The sequence below is a fragment of the Acinetobacter halotolerans genome (genome assembly GCF_004208515.1).
Classification (GTDB): domain Bacteria; phylum Pseudomonadota; class Gammaproteobacteria; order Pseudomonadales; family Moraxellaceae; genus Acinetobacter; species Acinetobacter halotolerans.
Genome location: NZ_SGIM01000001.1, coordinates 56933 through 73458 on the forward strand (window position 1 = coordinate 56933; position 16526 = coordinate 73458).

Below are 16526 nucleotides of genomic sequence, written 5' to 3' on the forward strand. Positions count from 1 at the left end.
TTATCGATGGCTTCGACAAAGAGCATTTATCAAGTGCCAATAATCACAGAATTTAAAAAACTGGAGTGAGCAAAAGCAACGCTTGTCCGAGCGCAAGAAACTCTTGCGCTCTAGGGGTTCATAGGTTGGGCATGAAAAATAAAATTAAAGTGAAAAAACGATTCGATACCATTTTATGAGCTTTTCGAACCTATGATTCATCAATTGATGCTTTGGCTTTTTTACCCATCAAAATCTCAGTACGTAGCATCTGCGCCACAGTCGCACATTGTTCATTCATGCCATTAATCATAAAAGCATGACGCGTCATGATATTGCTTGGGTTCGGCATTGCGACCAGTTCATAGCTATGTTGAACGGTTTTCAACTGCTCATGATTGAGATGTAAAGCGGCTTCTTTGGCGTGTAAATGTTGTGTTAAACGTTTAGCTGCCTCGATGGCATCCAGTTGCATTGCATCAACTGCACTAGCAACTGCACCGCGAGTTTGTAGGGCAAAGCGTTTATCTTCACGGTAGCGTTTGTACAGCACTTCAGCCAATAATTGGAAAACAGCACCGACCATCATCAAACATTCAAGTGCATGTGGTTGTTCTGCGGTGGTCGATAACGTCGCACCTTCAGCATTAAACTCTTGCACAACACTAATGTGAGCAGCATCAATTTGATAATGCTTGGCACAGAGATAGATACTTTTATCTAAGAAAAGTTGGCATAACTTAAAATAAGGAACTGAAACAGATTGGTTGACACTATTCAAGAGTTGTTTTGGATCATAAAACTGAATATTGAGTGCTAAAGCTTGATCATTAACTTGAGATTGGTCTATTGGGCTTTTCTCAACCCGTGGTTTGGACTGTGCTTTGGTTTGTTGTTGCGCTTGAGCGACTAAGGTGATGGTATTTTGCTTTTCAAGCGCGAGGGCTTGGGTTAAACGCTGAATTTCATGTTTAAGATGGTTTTCTTGATTGATACGCGCCAAGTATTCACTGCGTGTTGGGCGAGCAATCACACGATAAGCCAACCAAATAAGAAAGTGAATAAATAAGGATGCAAATATTGCCAACCATTGGGTGCGCAAGATCTCCCCAATGCTAGGTTGAATTAAGGTAATTTCAACCGTTCCGACTTTCTTTTCATTTTGCAATGCATCGCGGACGAATACTTCGCCCTGACGTGTTTTGGCCATACCACTGGTCGCCAGCACTTGCTGATTTGCATTTAAAATACGAATCGATGCAACGCTTGGATTGGTGGCATAGCGATTGGCAACCAATGCCAACGAAACGGTATTGGCGGGTTCCAGTTCTGCAAGACTATCTGCCACCAGCTGACTGGTCATCAGCTGTCCTTGGCTGGCGCGATTTTCATTGAGTTGATGTGTCGTTGCAATCACCAATAAAAAGGTATGCAATGCAAAACTTACGATCAGTAGGCTAGCAAATAGCCCTTGGCGAGGCGCATTCAAGTTAAATTTCCAAGGCAAATAGATTCATGGGTTATGCTATGATTCTTACACAATAGTTGTCGCTCAAACACGAGTCAATTCATGCGAGAAATCATTCTTATATCCTTTTTAGGACCAGATCAACCGAATCAGTTTACTCGATTAATGCAAGTACTATCCGTACATTCTTTGCAAATACTCGATGTTGGACAGGCCGTTATCCACAATCAACTCACTTTAGGGATTGTTGTTGCTTCGGATAATGAAACTGCAACTGCATTAGCAATGAAAGAGATCCTGATTTTAGCACATGATATTGGCTTAACTGTTCGATTTAAACCAATCTCCAACGCAGAATATGAGCAATGGGTCAGTGAAGGTGGCAGAACACGTTATATTGTCACAGCGCTTGCGCCAGAATTAACCGCAGAACACTTGCAAGCTGTCACAAATATTGTGTCAGGTCAGGGCTTTAATATCGAAACAGTTACTCGACTGTCAGGTCGTTTGGCTTTAGAAGAAGAAAGTCATTTTCCTCGTCGTGCCTGTGTGCAGTTTGGTTTAAGTGGTCAAATGCTAGATGCACAAGCCATGCGTGCTGCCTGTTTAAGTTTATCTGGCGAATTGAATATTGATGTCGCAGTGCAAGAAGACAATGCTTATCGCCGTAATCGTCGTTTAGTATGCTTTGATATGGATTCGACTTTAATTGAACAAGAGGTGATTGATGAAATCGCCTTAGAAGCAGGTGTTGGTGCGCAAGTTGCTGAAATTACAGAGCGTGCTATGCAAGGTGAATTAGATTTTCAACAAAGCTTTCGTGCTCGCGTTGCTTTATTGAAAGGTTTAGATGCTTCAGTTCTACCTAAGATTGCAGAACGTTTGACTATTACTGAAGGTGCTGAGCGTCTGATTACGACATTAAAATCATTGGGTTATAAAACTGCGATCTTATCTGGTGGCTTTCAGTATTTCGCTGAATATCTACAAGAAAAACTTGGGATTGATGAAGTTCACGCCAATATTTTAGATGTACAAGATGGCGTTGTTACTGGTGAAGTCCAAGGCGCAATCGTTGATGGCGCACGTAAAGCTGAATTGTTACGCCAATTGGCTGAACGGATGGGAATCTCACTTGAACAAGCCATGGCGGTGGGGGATGGTGCCAATGATTTACCGATGCTGTCTATAGCAGGTTTAGGTGTTGCATTCCGTGCTAAACCATTGGTGCGTCAAAATGCCAATCAAGCTATTTCTAGCGTGGGCTTGGATGGGGTGTTATATCTATTAGGAATGCATGATAAAGACCTGAATCGTGCTTAAATACGATGATAATTGCATTAAAACAGTGCCGCTTTTTGAGCGGCATTGTGCATTTTTAGTCTGTCTTTTTTTCTTCATATTTATGTCTAAATGTATAGAAAAACAACGATAAAAAAATTTAGAAAAAAGTTTTTATACATCCGAATTGATGTCAGTTTTTTTGTAATGACACGCTGCAATTGATGCTATATAGAAATTCAGGACTTTTGTAATTTAAAAAAATGTAATGACAAAAGCATATTGCGACAGCTTGTGTCGTGTGGCTAATTTAAGGCTCTTTTTTTCTAAAAAAAACACTCCATAATGCTTAAAGACGCAAATGCAATACGAAGTACTGTTAGAGATACAGAACAATTATGATGAGGTCTGAATAAGAATACAGACCATCCTTTTAAGACGGAGGTTCCTATGGAAGCAGCGAATTTCACCATGTGGGTTGGATTTAGCTTAATCGCTGTCGCAGTTATTGCTGTTTTCTTTTCTCCTTATCGTCGTTGGTTAGGTTTTATGTTGGCGGGTATGCTCTGCTGGGGACTGTTAGAGGTGGTGCGCTTTGGCGTACAAACCATATTTGAGATATCAGTCGCCTATAGTTATCTGACAGCCTTAAGCCTCGCGATGGTAACGGTTACATTTATCCTTTTACGTGAAGACAAACAAGCACAAAAACAATTGGCAAATCGTCAATATATTGAACATACACCAGTATATAAGGACGATCAGCAACAATGTTCTAGCCGATAACTTATAATAATTCGAACAACAACAAAGGCATGCTCAGCATGCCTTTGTTGTATTCTGTGACAAAGCTTTTACCGACCTTTCTACAATTGTGCTAGGATACGGATTGTCTTAATTTCCACCATATACTGTAGGCATAAATGTCATGAAGCTTTCTTCTTTACCTGTGGTTAAGCTACCTATTGTTGATGTAAGTACTGATCCACTTGATTTGTTAGTGGCAGGTTTGGCGTTACGTATGAAGCAATTAGCGCGTACTAGCCCGAAGTTTATTGAGTTGGTACATGATCGCGAGTTCCGTATTCAAATCGGTACTGATTTAGGACTGGCACGTCAAATCCTTGTGAACCATGGCAAGATTGAGACAGTTGCAGGTAGCCCAGAAAAAGCTGACTTTATTTTACAATTTGCCGATAGTGAGCAAGGCGTAAAAACGTTAGTGAAAGGTGATCCAACTGCATTCATGACTGGGATGCAAGATGGCAGTATTAAAATGGAAGGCGACTTTAGTTTGTTGGTTTGGTTTAACCAAGCTGCGAAATTAATTCCACCTAAAGTGCCAAAACCTGTAAAAGAAAAATTACGTCAAGCACGTGCATTTATTAAAGAAAAAACAGGCAAATAAAAAGCCATAATAAAAGCTGCCAATTTGATGCGTTCAAATTGGCAGCTTTTTTATTGTTTGGAATTATTCGATTTCTAAGTTAAAAGTCACTGGACCATCATTGATTAAGTGCACTTTCATATCCGCCGCAAAAATCCCTGTTTCAACCTGTTCAAATTGTTGACGGCTATACTCAACCAATTGTTCATACAGCGCTTTGGCTTCAGTCGGTGGCATAGCAGGTCCAAAGTCAGGTCGTAAGCCTTTTTGGGTTTGCGCCATAAGGGTAAACTGAGACACTAATAAAACCCCACCCTTGGCTTGACTGACATTCCAGCCCATTTTGCCTTGTTCATCATCAAAGATTCGATATTTTAGAATCTTATCAATCAACTTTTGCCCTTTCTCAAAGGTATCTTCTTTGCCGAGGCCTAAAAATACTAATAAACCGTGTTGAATCTCACCAGTCGTTTGACCGTCAACCACAACCTTGGCTTCGAGGACTCGTTGAATAACTGCGCGCATAACATTGAAAGAGAATTGAAAAAAGACAGGCGATTTTAGCAGAGAAGCTTGATTAAAAAGTGACTTTGCAGCAAAAGTCTACTATCCAACAGCAGCGCTTTGGTTGTATAACGAAAGATATTATGCAAAAGAATGGGTTAAAACCAGCACCTATGTCTGCCATTATTCGATCTTTACTCGACACCGACTTATATAAATTCACCATGTTGCAAGTGGTGTTACATCAGTTTCCGCAAACCCATAGTGTTTATTTATTTCGTTGTCGGAATTTAAAAGATACGGCTTATCCTTTGGCAGAAATTTTAGCTGATTTAAATCATCAACTCGATTTGCTCTGCGATTTAAAATTTGCAGAAGATGAGCTGCAATACTTACGCTCATTGCGTTTTATCAAAAGTGATTTCGTTGATTATCTAGAATTATTCCAACTGAAACGTCGTTTTATTCAGGCCAGTGTTGATGACGCTGGGCGTTTAGATATTCGAATCGAAGGACCCATGGTTCAAGCGATGATGTTTGAGATTTTTGTCTTGGCCATCGTCAATGAACTGTATTTCCGCCGTATTCGTCATGATGATGTTTGGGTTGAAGGTGAGCGTCGGTTACAGCAGAAGTTGATTCAGTTGCAACAGTATGCTGAATTACAACAAGAAAATGATCCACCCTTTTTGGTTTCAGATTTTGGAACACGTCGCCGTTATAGTTTTGAATGGCAGAAGCATGTGGTACAAGCGTTTCATACTGCTGCACCAACCGTATTTCGTGGAACCAGCAATGTGCTATTAGCTAAAGAACTTGGCATTAGCCCCATCGGAACGATGGCGCATGAGTTTTTACAAGCCTTTCAAGCATTGGATGTGCGATTACGCAACTTCCAGAAAGCGGCACTAGAAGCGTGGGTACAAGAGTATCGGGGAGATCTTGGTATTGCTTTGACCGATGTGGTCGGTATGGATGCCTTCTTGCGTGATTTTGATTTGTATTTTGCCAAGTTATTTGATGGCTTGCGGCATGACAGTGGTGATCCGTATGAGTGGGGCGACAAAGCTTATGCTCACTACCGTAAATTAAAAATTGATACCAAGACCAAGATGCTGACCTTTAGTGATGGTCTTGATTTAGAAAAGGCATGGTTATTACATCAGTATTTTAAAGATCGTTTCCAAGTTAGTTTTGGAATAGGGACCAATCTGACCAATGATATGGGGCAGACACCGTTGAATATTGTGTTGAAATTGGTGGAGTGTAATCGCCAATCTGTAGCCAAAATCTCGGATAGTTCAGGAAAAACCATGAGTGATAATGAGACCTTCCTTGCTTATTTACGACAAGTGTTTGAGATTGAGGACGTTTAGTCATTTTTTGATCACTAAAAAGCGAGTGCTGTCATGGAATGGCTTAAATCTTACAAGTGATTTGTAGAGTTATTTTTTACTTTTGAAAGATCAAAAGTAACAAAAATCTTTTGTTGAACTGACGGCACATCCTTTATGCCGAAGTTCAACAGGCGGCATCCATGCCGCCTTCGCACCAGTAAACTTTCTCTAGAGATTTACAAGGCTTAACTTTCTCAATGTTATTAAGTTTTATACTTTTAATTCATAATCGTTGGACTTATTGCTATATCTGATTTGCTGCCAAATGAATGCAAAAAATCAGACAAAGATACAAACTGAGCTATGCTAAAATCAATCACAATGCTGTGATCACAAGATTCCATAACAATGACTGACATTGATTTTAAACTCGGTTTACTGATTGAACCTGAACAACTTGTTCCGCATTTGGGGCATGAGTTGATTCGTGTGATTGATTTAAGTCGGGCATCGGTTTATGAACAGTTGCATATTCCTCATGCGATTCATTTACAGCCTAAATATTTAGTTGCGCAAAATGAACAAGCCAATGGTGTATTGCCCGATGTAGAGGGTTTAAAAGCCTTAATTGAAAAATTAAATATTTCACCTCAGCATCATGTGGTGGTATATGACGATGAAGGTGGGGCTTGGGCAGGACGCTTGATCTGGAATTTACATTGCCTTGGGTTTACTCGCACCAGTCTAATCAATGGTGGCATTCACGCTTGGTTGGGTGCAAGTTTGCCAACGACCACTGATGTTGAAACCTTTATTCCTATTCGCGAACGTGTACAGGTGGATTTGAATGCGGTACAACAACACCGTATTGAATATAATGAATTATTAGAGCAGGTTCAAGAACACAATATCCAGTTGTGGGATTGTCGTAGTCATGACGAATATATAGGTTTGCGTTTAGCTGCGCGACGCGGCGGTCACATTCCAAATGCAATGCATTTTGAGTGGAGTACTGCCCTTAATCGTGAAAATCATCTAAAATTACACTCGCTTGAACGCACTCAACAACGTTTAGAGCAATTAGGCTTTGATTTACAACAACCTGTCGTGGTGTATTGTCAGTCGCATCACCGTTCAGGCTTGGCGTATATTTTGGCGAGATTGCTCAATTGGCAAGTCAGAGCCTACGATGGTGCGTGGAGTGAATGGGGCAATCGCCTCGATAGTCCTATTATTTCAGGGGAGTCACCGTCTTGAGTTTTGCAGCAGATTTAAAAAAACAATTCTTTATCAAAGCACAAAATTTAGTACCGCAACATCAGCTCAGTCGTGTTATTGGCAAGGTTGCCGCAAGTGAAAATGTTTTGGTGAAAACTGCTGTTATTCAAGCATTCAAAGCAAAATATGGTATTGATATGAGTATTGCTGAGCAAAGCAATGCTCTGCAATACAAGTCTTTCAATGAATTTTTTACCCGTGCCTTAAAAAATGGTGTACGTGGTGTAGATGAGCGAGCAGATAGTGTTGTTTGCCCTGCGGATGGTGCGATTTCACAGCTTGGTAAAATTGAAGCAGGTGATATTTTTCAAGCCAAAGGTCAGAGTTTTTCTGTTGAGAAATTGATTGGTGATCCGCAATTGGCGAAACCATTCCATGAAGGTCAATTTGCGACTGTTTATTTGTCACCTAAAGATTATCACCGTGTGCATATGCCATTGGCAGGCACATTGACGGAAACATTATATATTCCGGGTGAATTATTTTCAGTGAACCAAGTGACTGCGGAAAACATCCCTGGTTTATTTGCGCGTAATGAACGCATGGTGTGTTTGTTTGATACTGAGCTTGGTCGTATGGCTGTGGTTTTAGTGGGTGCAATGATTGTGGCAGGCATTGAAACGGTTGCAACAGGTAAAGTAAAACCTACAGGTCGTGTTGAGTTACAGCATCATCAAATGAAACTTGAGAAAGGTGCAGAACTCGGGCGTTTCTATCTCGGTTCAACCGCTGTCATTTTATTTGAAAAAGATAAAATGGTCTGGGAAGAGCAGTTTAAAGCCAATTCGGCTGTAGTAATGGGTGAGCGGTTGGGTCATTCGATTTAATTTATAAGTAATTTTTAAAATGCCCCTTGATTAGTTTGAGGGGCTTTAATTTTTTATGTATTGTACATAAAGGGTATTGGTAAATTTTAGAAAAAAATAATCTGAAGTATTCTTTTAGTTAGCTTTATACTGCAATTCCTTTAAAGCTAAGAGTAGAGTTCCAGATTTAATAAAATCTTTCAGATACCAATCAATAAACCTATCTCTAAGAATTGCTGCTGTTAAAAATGCTAATAATTGCTTTTCAGTAAGATTTTGTAATTGTTCAGCACTTGTATTAACATCAGCTAAAATTTCATCATAGTTAGAACACATGTGCTTATCCATTGCATTTATAAACTGATTAATTAGTAGTTCATATTCAGTGAGTTGTAATTCTTGTACTTTCTCAAGAAAAGGTAGCAACTTAAAAAGTTTGTCATAGGGTACATTTGATTGTTTTTCACATCTTTGAGATAAAAAATAAAAATGATATAGCGTTTTATATGGTTTATAAATTTCAATTCTTTCATGTTCATAAAGTTCTGATGTATGAACATCACTAAATAATAGATTAATAGCATCTCTCCAGTGATTTGTATTACCTTTATTAAAGTTAATTAAAGATTTTTCTAAGCCGCATGCTTTATCAAATTTCAGCTTCTCAGAATCATCCCACTCAATAACAATCAAAATAAATAAGTCACTTTTTTTATTATTAAAATCATAAGCTATTTCATTTTTTCTATAAATAATATTTCCTCTTTTATAGTCTCCTATCAACTGAAATTTAAATTCAATCTTAAAAATATCATCTAGTGAATCCAAATTAACAATTGATAAATCAATTCTTGTATTGTTAATCCTAGGGTGTTCAGATATAGCCTTATAGTTTAAAATTTTTTCTTTAAAAAAATTATTTATATGGATTAATAATACGTTCCGTATATGAGACTCTTGTTTTAGATTGAAAAAGTTTTCATTTATCTCTAGCAAGCTTTCACGAAACTCATTTGATGCAACTATAGTTTTTAAGGCTGTTAATAAGAGTTCTTTAGTATCTTTTCTCACAATAACCTATTTCCATATTTATTAGTTTGATTTTATGATGAAAAATATTTTTTGTCAGCTTATTGCGACATAATTTGTCGTTTAAGAAAGAGGGGTTATTTGAATATTAAAAATCAGAATTTAAATATTCTATAGAATGCTAAAAGCTTTAAAAGAAGTCGATTTAAAACAACTTGTTTATTAGTTGTTTAGGTATTTGTTGCTAGAGTGTTAAATACAACTCCTGTATAAGCTTTTTCTTACATCGATTAACGTCAATGACCCATATTCAGACCCAATCAAATTACCTAATATGAACTCATCAGGAACAGGAAGTTCCAAAACATAAAACAAGAATTATAAGTTTTCGCATCGGGATGTGAGATACAACAGGAATGGTATCTAGTGAAAGGAATACGGGAAAAAGCTCGACAGGATGTCGGGCTTTTTTCTTTCAAATTTTTACTTAAGGTCTGATCTATCACTGAGTGTATGCATTGAATGTCTTTAATTTAAGTTTGCATCAACTGTATTAGATTAATTCAATCAATGATTAATAATTTAGCACCATTCAAACTGAAGGATTGGTGTGGCTCGGCATGATCACCAACTTGATAGCTCATTCCTTGGGTTAAAATAAAGGTGCGGCCATCTTTTAATCTACTTTCAAGTTCACCTTCTAAGCAAAATAAAATATGACCTTTTTCACACCAATGATCGGCTAAGTAATTGGCTGAATACTCGACAATTCTTACTCGAATTTTATTGGTTTCTTCACCAAAATACTGGGTCTTCCAATACGCTTTTCCTGTTTCTCCACTGTATTCTGTGGTTTCTATTTTTTCCCAATCAGTAACTTGAAATGGAAAAGGGAAAATATTCATATTCTGTTCCAAAAATTTAGGTTCATTCTCAAACTATAGATAAATTTAGTTTTTGCAATACGCCTTTAATATAATGGTTACTATATGAAAGAAAATTAATGTAATAATAAAAATTAAAAGTTTATTCGCATCGACGACCATAAAATCGATAGATTGGAAAAAAAACAGATTTTTTATTAGCAGCTTAGGTGCTTATAGCCAGATTTTTAAACACAATCCTGTACGTTTTTTCCTACAACGATTAGGGGCAATGTCCCATATTCAGACCCCATCAAAATATCTAATATGAACTCATCAGGAACAGGAAGTTCCAAAACATAAAACAATAATAATAAGTTTTCGCATCGGGATGTGAGATACAACAGGAATGGTATCTAGTGAAAGGAATACGGAAAAAAGCTCGACAGGATGTCGAGCTTTTTTCTTTCAAATTTTTACCTAATCTCTGATGTTGTTGAGTGGGGGGAATGCCTGATAACTCGACTAAATCCCTATTTCCCTAGCTTAAAGTTTTAAATGAAAAATGAGTGAATCTCTGTCTGGATATTGGTATGCAACAGGTAATAGCTCCTTGGCAACTTCTTCAAATCCAGCTTTACGATAGAATTTATGTGATTGAGTTGCTTTAGCTGGCGTATCTAAAAAGATTTCTAAAAATTGATTTATTTCAGCAAATTTTAAAAGCTCACTATATAAAGCCATTCCAACTTGATGACCTCGATATTCAGAAATAACAAAAAACTTTTTTAAAATAGCTGTTTGTGGCGTAAGTGCCTGAAGCCCAATTGTTCCGATCAATTTATCGTTTTGATCTAATGCTAACCAAAAATTTCCACCTGATGTAATAAAGTATTTATGTATATCTTGAATATCTGTTTGCTCAGCTAATGGGATACCGACATCAAATTCAATATTTTGAATACTTAAAATTAAATCAATAACGTCATCTTTAAACTTATCGTTATATTCAACAATTTTCATAGATCAACCACAGTAGTGAAAAATACGGGTATATACCCTCATGTTAGTGGAAAGATATCAGTTCTACAAGATTTATCATTTGTGTCAAACTAAGCTTAACCTGAAGGGATTAATTGGACTTATGATTTTACCTTGTTACAGTGCAAAGTTACGCAGTGCTTCCCGACGTTTAGGGCATCGTTATAATGCTGCATTGGCTGAGTTTGGCATCAATATTACCCAATTCTCTCTTTTATCAATGATTAAGAGAGCTGAACCGATTAGCCTCACATCTTTAGCTAAAAAGATGGAGTTGGAGCGTTCGACAGTGGGGCGGAATGTGAAAGTCCTAGCGAAAATGGCGCTTGTTGAACTGACACAAGGCGATAAAGATCAAAGAGAAGTGACTTTAAAGCTAACACAAGAAGGACTTCAACTTTTAAAAGCAGCTCTTCCTCACTGGCAGAAGGTTCAACAAGAAATCGAGGATAGTCTAGGAGAAGATCAAATATTAATGCTAACCGATCTCTTAAAACGTCTTTGATTGTGAATTAGTTTTCTACAAAGAATAATGGACGCTATACGGAAAAAATCAGAATATTTTCTTTAGTGGTAAAAGCTATATCAAAAACGAATTTGAGATTTTTTGGCTGTTGATCAGCAGTTTTTCAAATACCAAACCCTGTACGCTTTTTCTTACAACGATTAGAGGCAATGTCCCATATTCAGACCCAATCGAATCAACTAATATGAACTCATCAGGAACAGGAAGTTCCAAAACATAAAAAAATAACAATAAGTTTTCGCATCGGGATGTGAGGTATGACAGGAATCATACCTAGTGAAAGGAATATGGAAAAAGCTCGACAGGATGTCGGGCTTTTTTTATTCAATTTCAATTTGTTTGATCCAAAGTTCAATTAGCATCTGTAAGGTCTTACTCAAAGGTTTGTAACTCTGCCAAATCGCATGAATCGGCATATCTAGGCCATTGGTGGTATCGCTAAACTCTAATCGAACCAAACTTTGTTTAGAAAAATGCTCACTTACAACGGATAGGGGAAAATTACCCCAACCCATGCCATGTTCCACCATATTGATTGCCATCGATAAATTATCGGTATACCAACATGCATCTGAAACCAACACCCGTGGATCAGGCAGCGGATAATTTTTACTGGCAATCACGATTTGTCTCAACTCTGAAAGCATCGTCAGTTCATTCTTATTATGATCTTTCAGCTGTTGTGCTTTTTTGGGTGAAACGGCAGCCACAAATTTTTCAACACCGAGTAATCGGAACCGCTCATTGACGTCGATCGTCGATGAGCTATAGGCGATATACAGATCAATTTCATTATTTTGCAGACGTGTTTTCAGCTCTTGTTGAGGTGCACTGACCATTTCAATATTTAAGAGAGGAAAGTGTTGAATCAGATGCTCAATACCTGCCAATAAAAACTTCTGATTGATATCCGCTGCGACACCAATCGAGAGACTGGTTTCCAGTCCCGTTGAAAGCTCGGTTAGATGCAATTCTAATTGGCGCATTTTGGTTACGATCAATCGTGCATGCGGCTCGATCGAGCGTGTGACTTCCGTGGGTGCAAGATGATTTTTACTGCGTTCAAATAATTTTAAATTCAGTTCAGCTTCTAAATTGGCGATCGCCATACTGACCGCGGAAGGAACTCGATTTAGCGCACGTGCGGCAGCTGAAAAATTACCGCGATCCATAATTTCAAGGATTAATTCCAGCTGTTCACTATTAAGTTTCATGTCTGTTTCCTTGTCAGTAAATCTGATCACGATTAACTTTTTTTATCAGAATTAAGGCGTAAAATCCAATCATTATTGATTTTAAGGTGTCGTGATGCAAGGAACCAAAAGAAGAGTAACTTATGTATTTTTCTATGAAGTTTTTAGCTTTTTTATCTGTGCGCTGATTTTGGCTGCACTTTCTGGCACCACGATTAGCCATACAGGGCCTTTATCGATTCTGATTGCGGTGATCGCTGTCACGGTCAATTTCTTTTATAACTATGTTTTTGAGATGTGGGAAAAAACCCAAATTTCCAAAACACGAACGGTGTGGAGACGAATTGCACATGCGATTGGCTTCCAAATCATATTGGTGATGATTTTGATTCCGCTGATTGCATGGTGGATGCAGATTAGTTTGCTCAAAGCCTTCTTACTAGATTTTAGTTTGATGGTAATCATTCCATGCTATACCTTTGTTTATAATTATCTTTTTGATCATATCTTTGGTCTGCCAAGCCATTTGCTTGAAGAAAATGAACTGGGTTCGAAAGTAACTGGCTAATTTTAAAACAGCTAAAACTAAACAAGCCGATCTGTTGAGATCGGCTTGTTTAGTTTTAAATGCACTATAACTGTTGCGTAGAATACTTAGATCATTCGATATAAACGTTCTTTTGGGAAAACAGCAGTAAAGGTTGAACCTTCATTCTCTTTAGAGGTGATTTCTAAATGTGCGCCGTGCTGCATCAAGACATGTTTGACAATCGCAAGCCCCAAACCTGTGCCACCTGTTTGACGGCTTCGCGCGCTATCAACCCGATAGAAACGTTCAGTTAAACGCGGCAAATGTTTCGGATCAATACCGATCCCATTATCTTGTACGCTAAAAAAGGCTTGATCGTTTTCTTCATGCCAACCAATGGTAATAATGCCGCCTTTGGGGGTGTATTTAATCGCATTTGTGATCAAGTTGCTGAAAGCACTGGCAATTTCCATATCTGAACCAATCAGATCACAATGACTATCGATATCTAAATTGAGCGTATGACCATAATCTAAATTATAAGCACGAGCATCATCAAAGATTTGATTCATTAAATTTGCCATATCGATGATCTGTTTTTTGGCGACTTTTTTATTGTTTTCTAAATTGGACAGCAATAATAAATCATTGACCAATGCATTCATGCGCTTGGTTTGCGATTGCATTTGCGTGAAGGCACGTTTCCAACGCGGGGTAATATCATCCTGATCGGTAAAGGTTTCGATATAACCGCTCAGCACGGTGAGTGGTGTACGTAGTTCGTGCGAAATATTATCGACGAAATCTTTACGCATTTGCTCTAGGTTGTGTACGCGTGTGGTGTCATAAGCCACTAACAGTCGACTTTCTCCGCCAAAACGTGTCAGTTTGACCTGCACATAGCGTTCTTCATCCATCTGTACTTGTAGACGAATCCCATCGGGTGCTTGATCGCTATGTTTAAAATATTCAATAAAACTCGGCTGACGTAAAATCGTCAATAAGTTGCGTCCACGATCTAAAGGTTCAATGCCTAATAACTTTTCGGCTGCTGGATTCCACCATTCGATTTGATGTTGATCATCAATCAATACCACTGCTTCAGCTAAGGCGAACAACGAAGATTGTGCACGGTCAATCAAGCCCACCATTTCTGCTTGAACGATACGTTCTTGGCGTTGAGCACGATAGACGTTGAATAGTAATGCGCCCCAAATCCCATTTAAGTTCGGTGGAACATCATAAGGACGATTTGAAATCCATTCATTGACCAAGTAAAGCGAGCGGAGCTGTAAGATAAAAAACACCACAAATGCGATGAAAATACAGCTCCAAAAATAGCCCACTCCAAATCCGATTAAGCTTGCAATCAATAAGAAAAAAAGTAACAGTCTTAAATCTTGCTTTGCAAAAGCCCATAAACTGCTATAGCGAAAACGCTGGTGTTCACGTGCCAGTTCAGGGACGGGATAGGGTTCGTACATAAAGGGCTTTAACCTGCTGCCAAATCAGCTCGTGTAGAAAAACGATAACCTGTGCCACGTACCGTTTGTACAAAACGATCGACCCCATAAGGTTCTAACACTTTGCGTAAACGACGAATATGCACATCAATGGTACGGTCTTCGATATAGACATTACCACCCCAGACTTGGTCAAGCAATTGTGCGCGCGTATAAGCGCGTTCAGGATGTGTCATAAAGAAGGCGAGTAAACGATATTCGGTTGGTCCCATCTCTAAAATGCTGTCACCGAAGCTGACACGTTGGCTGACAGGATCAAGCATTAAACCATTGGCATCAATCACTTTTTCGCCGCTCAATGCATTGGCACGACGTAAGACTGCTTTGATTCGAGAAACCAGTTCACGGGTAGAAAAAGGTTTGGTCATGTAGTCATCGGCACCGGCATCTAAACCTTGTACCTTATGATCTTCTTCGCCACGCGCCGTCAGCATAATCACAGGGATTTCAGCCAAATTCTCATCGCGTTTGAGACGACGGCACAAATCTACACCGCTGACACCGCCCGGTAGCATCCAATCTAGCAAGATAAGAGCAGGACGCTGATCAACGATAATTTGATGTGCTTGTTTGGCATCCTCAGCTTGTAAACATTGGAAACCTGCCATATCCAAAGAGGTATGGATCATTTCACGAATCGGTAGCTCATCGTCGACAATTAAAATATAGTCATCTTTCACAGCGCAATACCCTCAAAATTTATAACGGTAATGGTGAACCGTTTTGTTGTTATGACAGGCTTATTACAAAGATTAATTATGACAATATCATTGCAAAAGAGTGAATAAAGTCGAATTTAGCAATAAATTGTGACAATTGTGCGGCAGCATAGTGACCAAATGATGACAGGTAATTTGTCAATAAAACAAATGAATTCATTTGGTTAATATGATCCTAGTTTAACAGTTTTATTTGTCACAAAACTGTAAAATGATTTTAATTTTTTTGTGATGTTGTTGCGATAAAGGATAAAAACACTGCACAACAAGCCGCTAACACGTCCTCTAGCGGTTGTTTGAAGCCTTCCGAGACCCAACGAATAATAATATGTGTGACATAACCGTTTAAGCCTGTCGCCATTAAAGACACTTCCTCGGTACTTTGTTGAACATTGGGCATGGTGATCATCACAAAGCCCTGGATGATCCGATCAAACTGAGTCAAGGTTTCTTGGATCGTCGCTTGATTGTGTAAGTCTTGAACCAACATGGCATCAATATAAATAATCCGAGCCATACGCGGATCGTTTCGAATGGTATTCAGTAACGCCGATAGCCCAGCAGTCACCATATTCTTCGGTTCGGGCGCAGCCAGTAACACCGCCTGTGTTAAACAACTTTGCATTTCCCCAATCATTCTTAAAAAAACAGTTTGGAATAACTCCTCACTTTTTTTAAATGATTCATAGAAATAGCGTTCGGTAAGTTTGGCTTCATTACAGACATCTTTGACAGTGACTGAGAAAAAACCCTGAGTGCCGTAAGTAGCGATCCCAGCTTCAATCAATTTTTCACGACGCGCTTCTTTACGTTCAGTTAAAGAAAGACCCTTGAATTGACGCTCTTTGGTTTCGCTATTGTTTTTCTTCGCTTTGGCTTGCTTTTGAGTTGTCATTGAAAGAACCGTTTCCTAAAAGTCTTTATACCGTATGTCTAGCTCAGTTTACATTATGCAACTATGCCTTGTATCGCCTAAAAATCTTATCTCATTAAATGTAAATAGACCCAATATGACAAGTAATGTGTGTGTTATTGCCATTTGTCTTAAAAGCATAGTGTACTA

The 16526-nt window shown here is 38.6% G+C and carries 17 protein-coding genes; 8 read left to right on the forward strand and 9 right to left on the reverse strand.

Features of this window, described 5'->3' with window-relative positions; all coding sequences use genetic code 11:
• Positions 1–190: 190 nt before the first annotated feature.
• The gene (locus EXE30_RS00275) at positions 191–1486 is read right to left on the reverse strand and encodes a hypothetical protein (RefSeq protein WP_171457304.1); all 1296 of its coding nucleotides are present in this window, start codon (positions 1484–1486) and stop codon (positions 191–193) included.
• Positions 1487–1549: 63 nt separating this feature from the next.
• Between EXE30_RS00275 and serB the strand changes: the two genes are divergently transcribed.
• The 3 genes from serB (at position 1550) to EXE30_RS00290 (ending at position 4136) form a co-directional block, all read left to right on the forward strand.
• Positions 1550–2770, forward strand: coding sequence for a phosphoserine phosphatase SerB (gene serB, locus EXE30_RS00280; protein WP_121929082.1), 1221 nt, complete (start codon positions 1550–1552; stop codon positions 2768–2770).
• Between the two features lie 408 nt (positions 2771–3178).
• Positions 3179–3514 (forward strand): ciprofloxacin tolerance protein AciT, encoded by a 336-nt coding sequence (gene aciT / locus EXE30_RS00285; RefSeq protein ID WP_130160704.1) that lies wholly within the window; start codon positions 3179–3181, stop codon positions 3512–3514.
• A 142-nt stretch (positions 3515–3656) separates the two neighbouring features.
• Positions 3657–4136 carry an SCP-2 sterol transfer family protein gene (locus tag EXE30_RS00290; protein WP_130160705.1) on the forward strand — a complete coding sequence of 160 codons (480 nt, stop codon included), beginning with the start codon at positions 3657–3659 and terminating at the stop codon, positions 4134–4136.
• Between the two features lie 63 nt (positions 4137–4199).
• Here EXE30_RS00290 and dtd read toward each other — a convergent pair whose 3' ends face one another.
• Positions 4200–4640, reverse strand: coding sequence for a D-aminoacyl-tRNA deacylase (gene dtd / locus EXE30_RS00295; protein ID WP_130160706.1), 441 nt, complete (start codon positions 4638–4640; stop codon positions 4200–4202).
• 152 nt (positions 4641–4792) lie between these two features.
• Here dtd and pncB point away from each other — a divergent pair, with 152 nt between their 5' ends.
• The 3 genes from pncB to asd all read left to right on the forward strand — a co-directional run bounded on the left by pncB (position 4793) and on the right by asd (position 8061).
• Entirely contained in the window at positions 4793–5995 is a 1203-nt protein-coding gene (pncB, locus tag EXE30_RS00300) for a nicotinate phosphoribosyltransferase (protein WP_004673560.1), read from the forward strand.
• Between the two features lie 369 nt (positions 5996–6364).
• Positions 6365–7213, forward strand: coding sequence for a sulfurtransferase (locus tag EXE30_RS00305; protein ID WP_130160707.1), 849 nt, complete (start codon positions 6365–6367; stop codon positions 7211–7213).
• On the forward strand, positions 7210–8061 hold the full coding sequence (gene asd / locus EXE30_RS00310; protein WP_130160708.1) for an archaetidylserine decarboxylase: 852 nt from the start codon (positions 7210–7212) through the stop codon (positions 8059–8061). The genes EXE30_RS00305 and asd overlap by 4 nt, the downstream gene beginning before the upstream one ends.
• A gap of 114 nt (positions 8062–8175) precedes the next feature.
• On the opposite strand, the gene EXE30_RS00315 is transcribed toward asd, so the two are convergent.
• The 3 genes from EXE30_RS00315 to EXE30_RS00325 all read right to left on the reverse strand — a co-directional run bounded on the left by EXE30_RS00315 (position 8176) and on the right by EXE30_RS00325 (position 10955).
• Positions 8176–9111, reverse strand: coding sequence for a hypothetical protein (locus EXE30_RS00315; protein ID WP_130160709.1), 936 nt, complete (start codon positions 9109–9111; stop codon positions 8176–8178).
• A gap of 521 nt (positions 9112–9632) precedes the next feature.
• Positions 9633–9974, reverse strand: a complete 342-nt coding sequence (locus EXE30_RS00320) for a DHCW motif cupin fold protein (RefSeq protein WP_004673553.1) — start codon at positions 9972–9974, stop codon at positions 9633–9635.
• Positions 9975–10478: 504 nt separating this feature from the next.
• Positions 10479–10955 (reverse strand): GNAT family N-acetyltransferase, encoded by a 477-nt coding sequence (locus EXE30_RS00325; RefSeq protein ID WP_130160710.1) that lies wholly within the window; start codon positions 10953–10955, stop codon positions 10479–10481.
• A 121-nt stretch (positions 10956–11076) separates the two neighbouring features.
• Here EXE30_RS00325 and EXE30_RS00330 point away from each other — a divergent pair, with 121 nt between their 5' ends.
• Positions 11077–11478: a MarR family winged helix-turn-helix transcriptional regulator gene (locus tag EXE30_RS00330; protein WP_130160711.1), complete on the forward strand. Its 402-nt coding sequence runs from the start codon at positions 11077–11079 to the stop codon at positions 11476–11478.
• Positions 11479–11819: 341 nt separating this feature from the next.
• Here the strand turns inward: EXE30_RS00330 and EXE30_RS00335 are convergent, their stop codons facing one another.
• A complete protein-coding gene (locus EXE30_RS00335) occupies positions 11820–12713 on the reverse strand; it encodes a LysR family transcriptional regulator (RefSeq protein WP_130160712.1) in 894 nt (297 codons plus the stop codon).
• Between the two features lie 94 nt (positions 12714–12807).
• Between EXE30_RS00335 and EXE30_RS00340 the strand changes: the two genes are divergently transcribed.
• The gene (locus EXE30_RS00340) at positions 12808–13260 is read left to right on the forward strand and encodes a PACE efflux transporter (protein ID WP_130160713.1); all 453 of its coding nucleotides are present in this window, start codon (positions 12808–12810) and stop codon (positions 13258–13260) included.
• 86 nt (positions 13261–13346) lie between these two features.
• Here the strand turns inward: EXE30_RS00340 and phoR are convergent, their stop codons facing one another.
• The 3 genes from phoR to EXE30_RS00355 all read right to left on the reverse strand — a co-directional run bounded on the left by phoR (position 13347) and on the right by EXE30_RS00355 (position 16358).
• Positions 13347–14705, reverse strand: a complete 1359-nt coding sequence (phoR, locus tag EXE30_RS00345; RefSeq protein ID WP_130160714.1) for a phosphate regulon sensor histidine kinase PhoR — start codon at positions 14703–14705, stop codon at positions 13347–13349.
• Between the two features lie 8 nt (positions 14706–14713).
• Entirely contained in the window at positions 14714–15424 is a 711-nt protein-coding gene (gene phoB / locus EXE30_RS00350) for a phosphate regulon transcriptional regulator PhoB (RefSeq protein ID WP_004673541.1), read from the reverse strand.
• Between the two features lie 256 nt (positions 15425–15680).
• On the reverse strand, positions 15681–16358 hold the full coding sequence (locus EXE30_RS00355; RefSeq protein ID WP_130160715.1) for a TetR/AcrR family transcriptional regulator: 678 nt from the start codon (positions 16356–16358) through the stop codon (positions 15681–15683).
• Positions 16359–16526: the final 168 nt, after the last annotated feature.

Coding starts and splice junctions, on each gene's coding strand:
- serB (WP_121929082.1), top strand. CDS start 1,550: ATGCGAGAAATCATTCTTATATCCTTTTTAGGACCAGATCAACCGAAT.
- aciT (WP_130160704.1), top strand. CDS start 3,179: ATGGAAGCAGCGAATTTCACCATGTGGGTTGGATTTAGCTTAATCGCT.
- EXE30_RS00290 (WP_130160705.1), top strand. CDS start 3,657: ATGAAGCTTTCTTCTTTACCTGTGGTTAAGCTACCTATTGTTGATGTA.
- dtd (WP_130160706.1), bottom strand. CDS start 4,640: ATGCGCGCAGTTATTCAACGAGTCCTCGAAGCCAAGGTTGTGGTTGAC.
- pncB (WP_004673560.1), top strand. CDS start 4,793: ATGTCTGCCATTATTCGATCTTTACTCGACACCGACTTATATAAATTC.
- EXE30_RS00305 (WP_130160707.1), top strand. CDS start 6,365: ATGACTGACATTGATTTTAAACTCGGTTTACTGATTGAACCTGAACAA.
- EXE30_RS00320 (WP_004673553.1), bottom strand. CDS start 9,974: ATGAATATTTTCCCTTTTCCATTTCAAGTTACTGATTGGGAAAAAATA.
- EXE30_RS00325 (WP_130160710.1), bottom strand. CDS start 10,955: ATGAAAATTGTTGAATATAACGATAAGTTTAAAGATGACGTTATTGAT.
- EXE30_RS00330 (WP_130160711.1), top strand. CDS start 11,077: ATGATTTTACCTTGTTACAGTGCAAAGTTACGCAGTGCTTCCCGACGT.
- EXE30_RS00335 (WP_130160712.1), bottom strand. CDS start 12,713: ATGAAACTTAATAGTGAACAGCTGGAATTAATCCTTGAAATTATGGAT.
- EXE30_RS00340 (WP_130160713.1), top strand. CDS start 12,808: ATGCAAGGAACCAAAAGAAGAGTAACTTATGTATTTTTCTATGAAGTT.
- phoR (WP_130160714.1), bottom strand. CDS start 14,705: ATGTACGAACCCTATCCCGTCCCTGAACTGGCACGTGAACACCAGCGT.
- EXE30_RS00355 (WP_130160715.1), bottom strand. CDS start 16,358: ATGACAACTCAAAAGCAAGCCAAAGCGAAGAAAAACAATAGCGAAACC.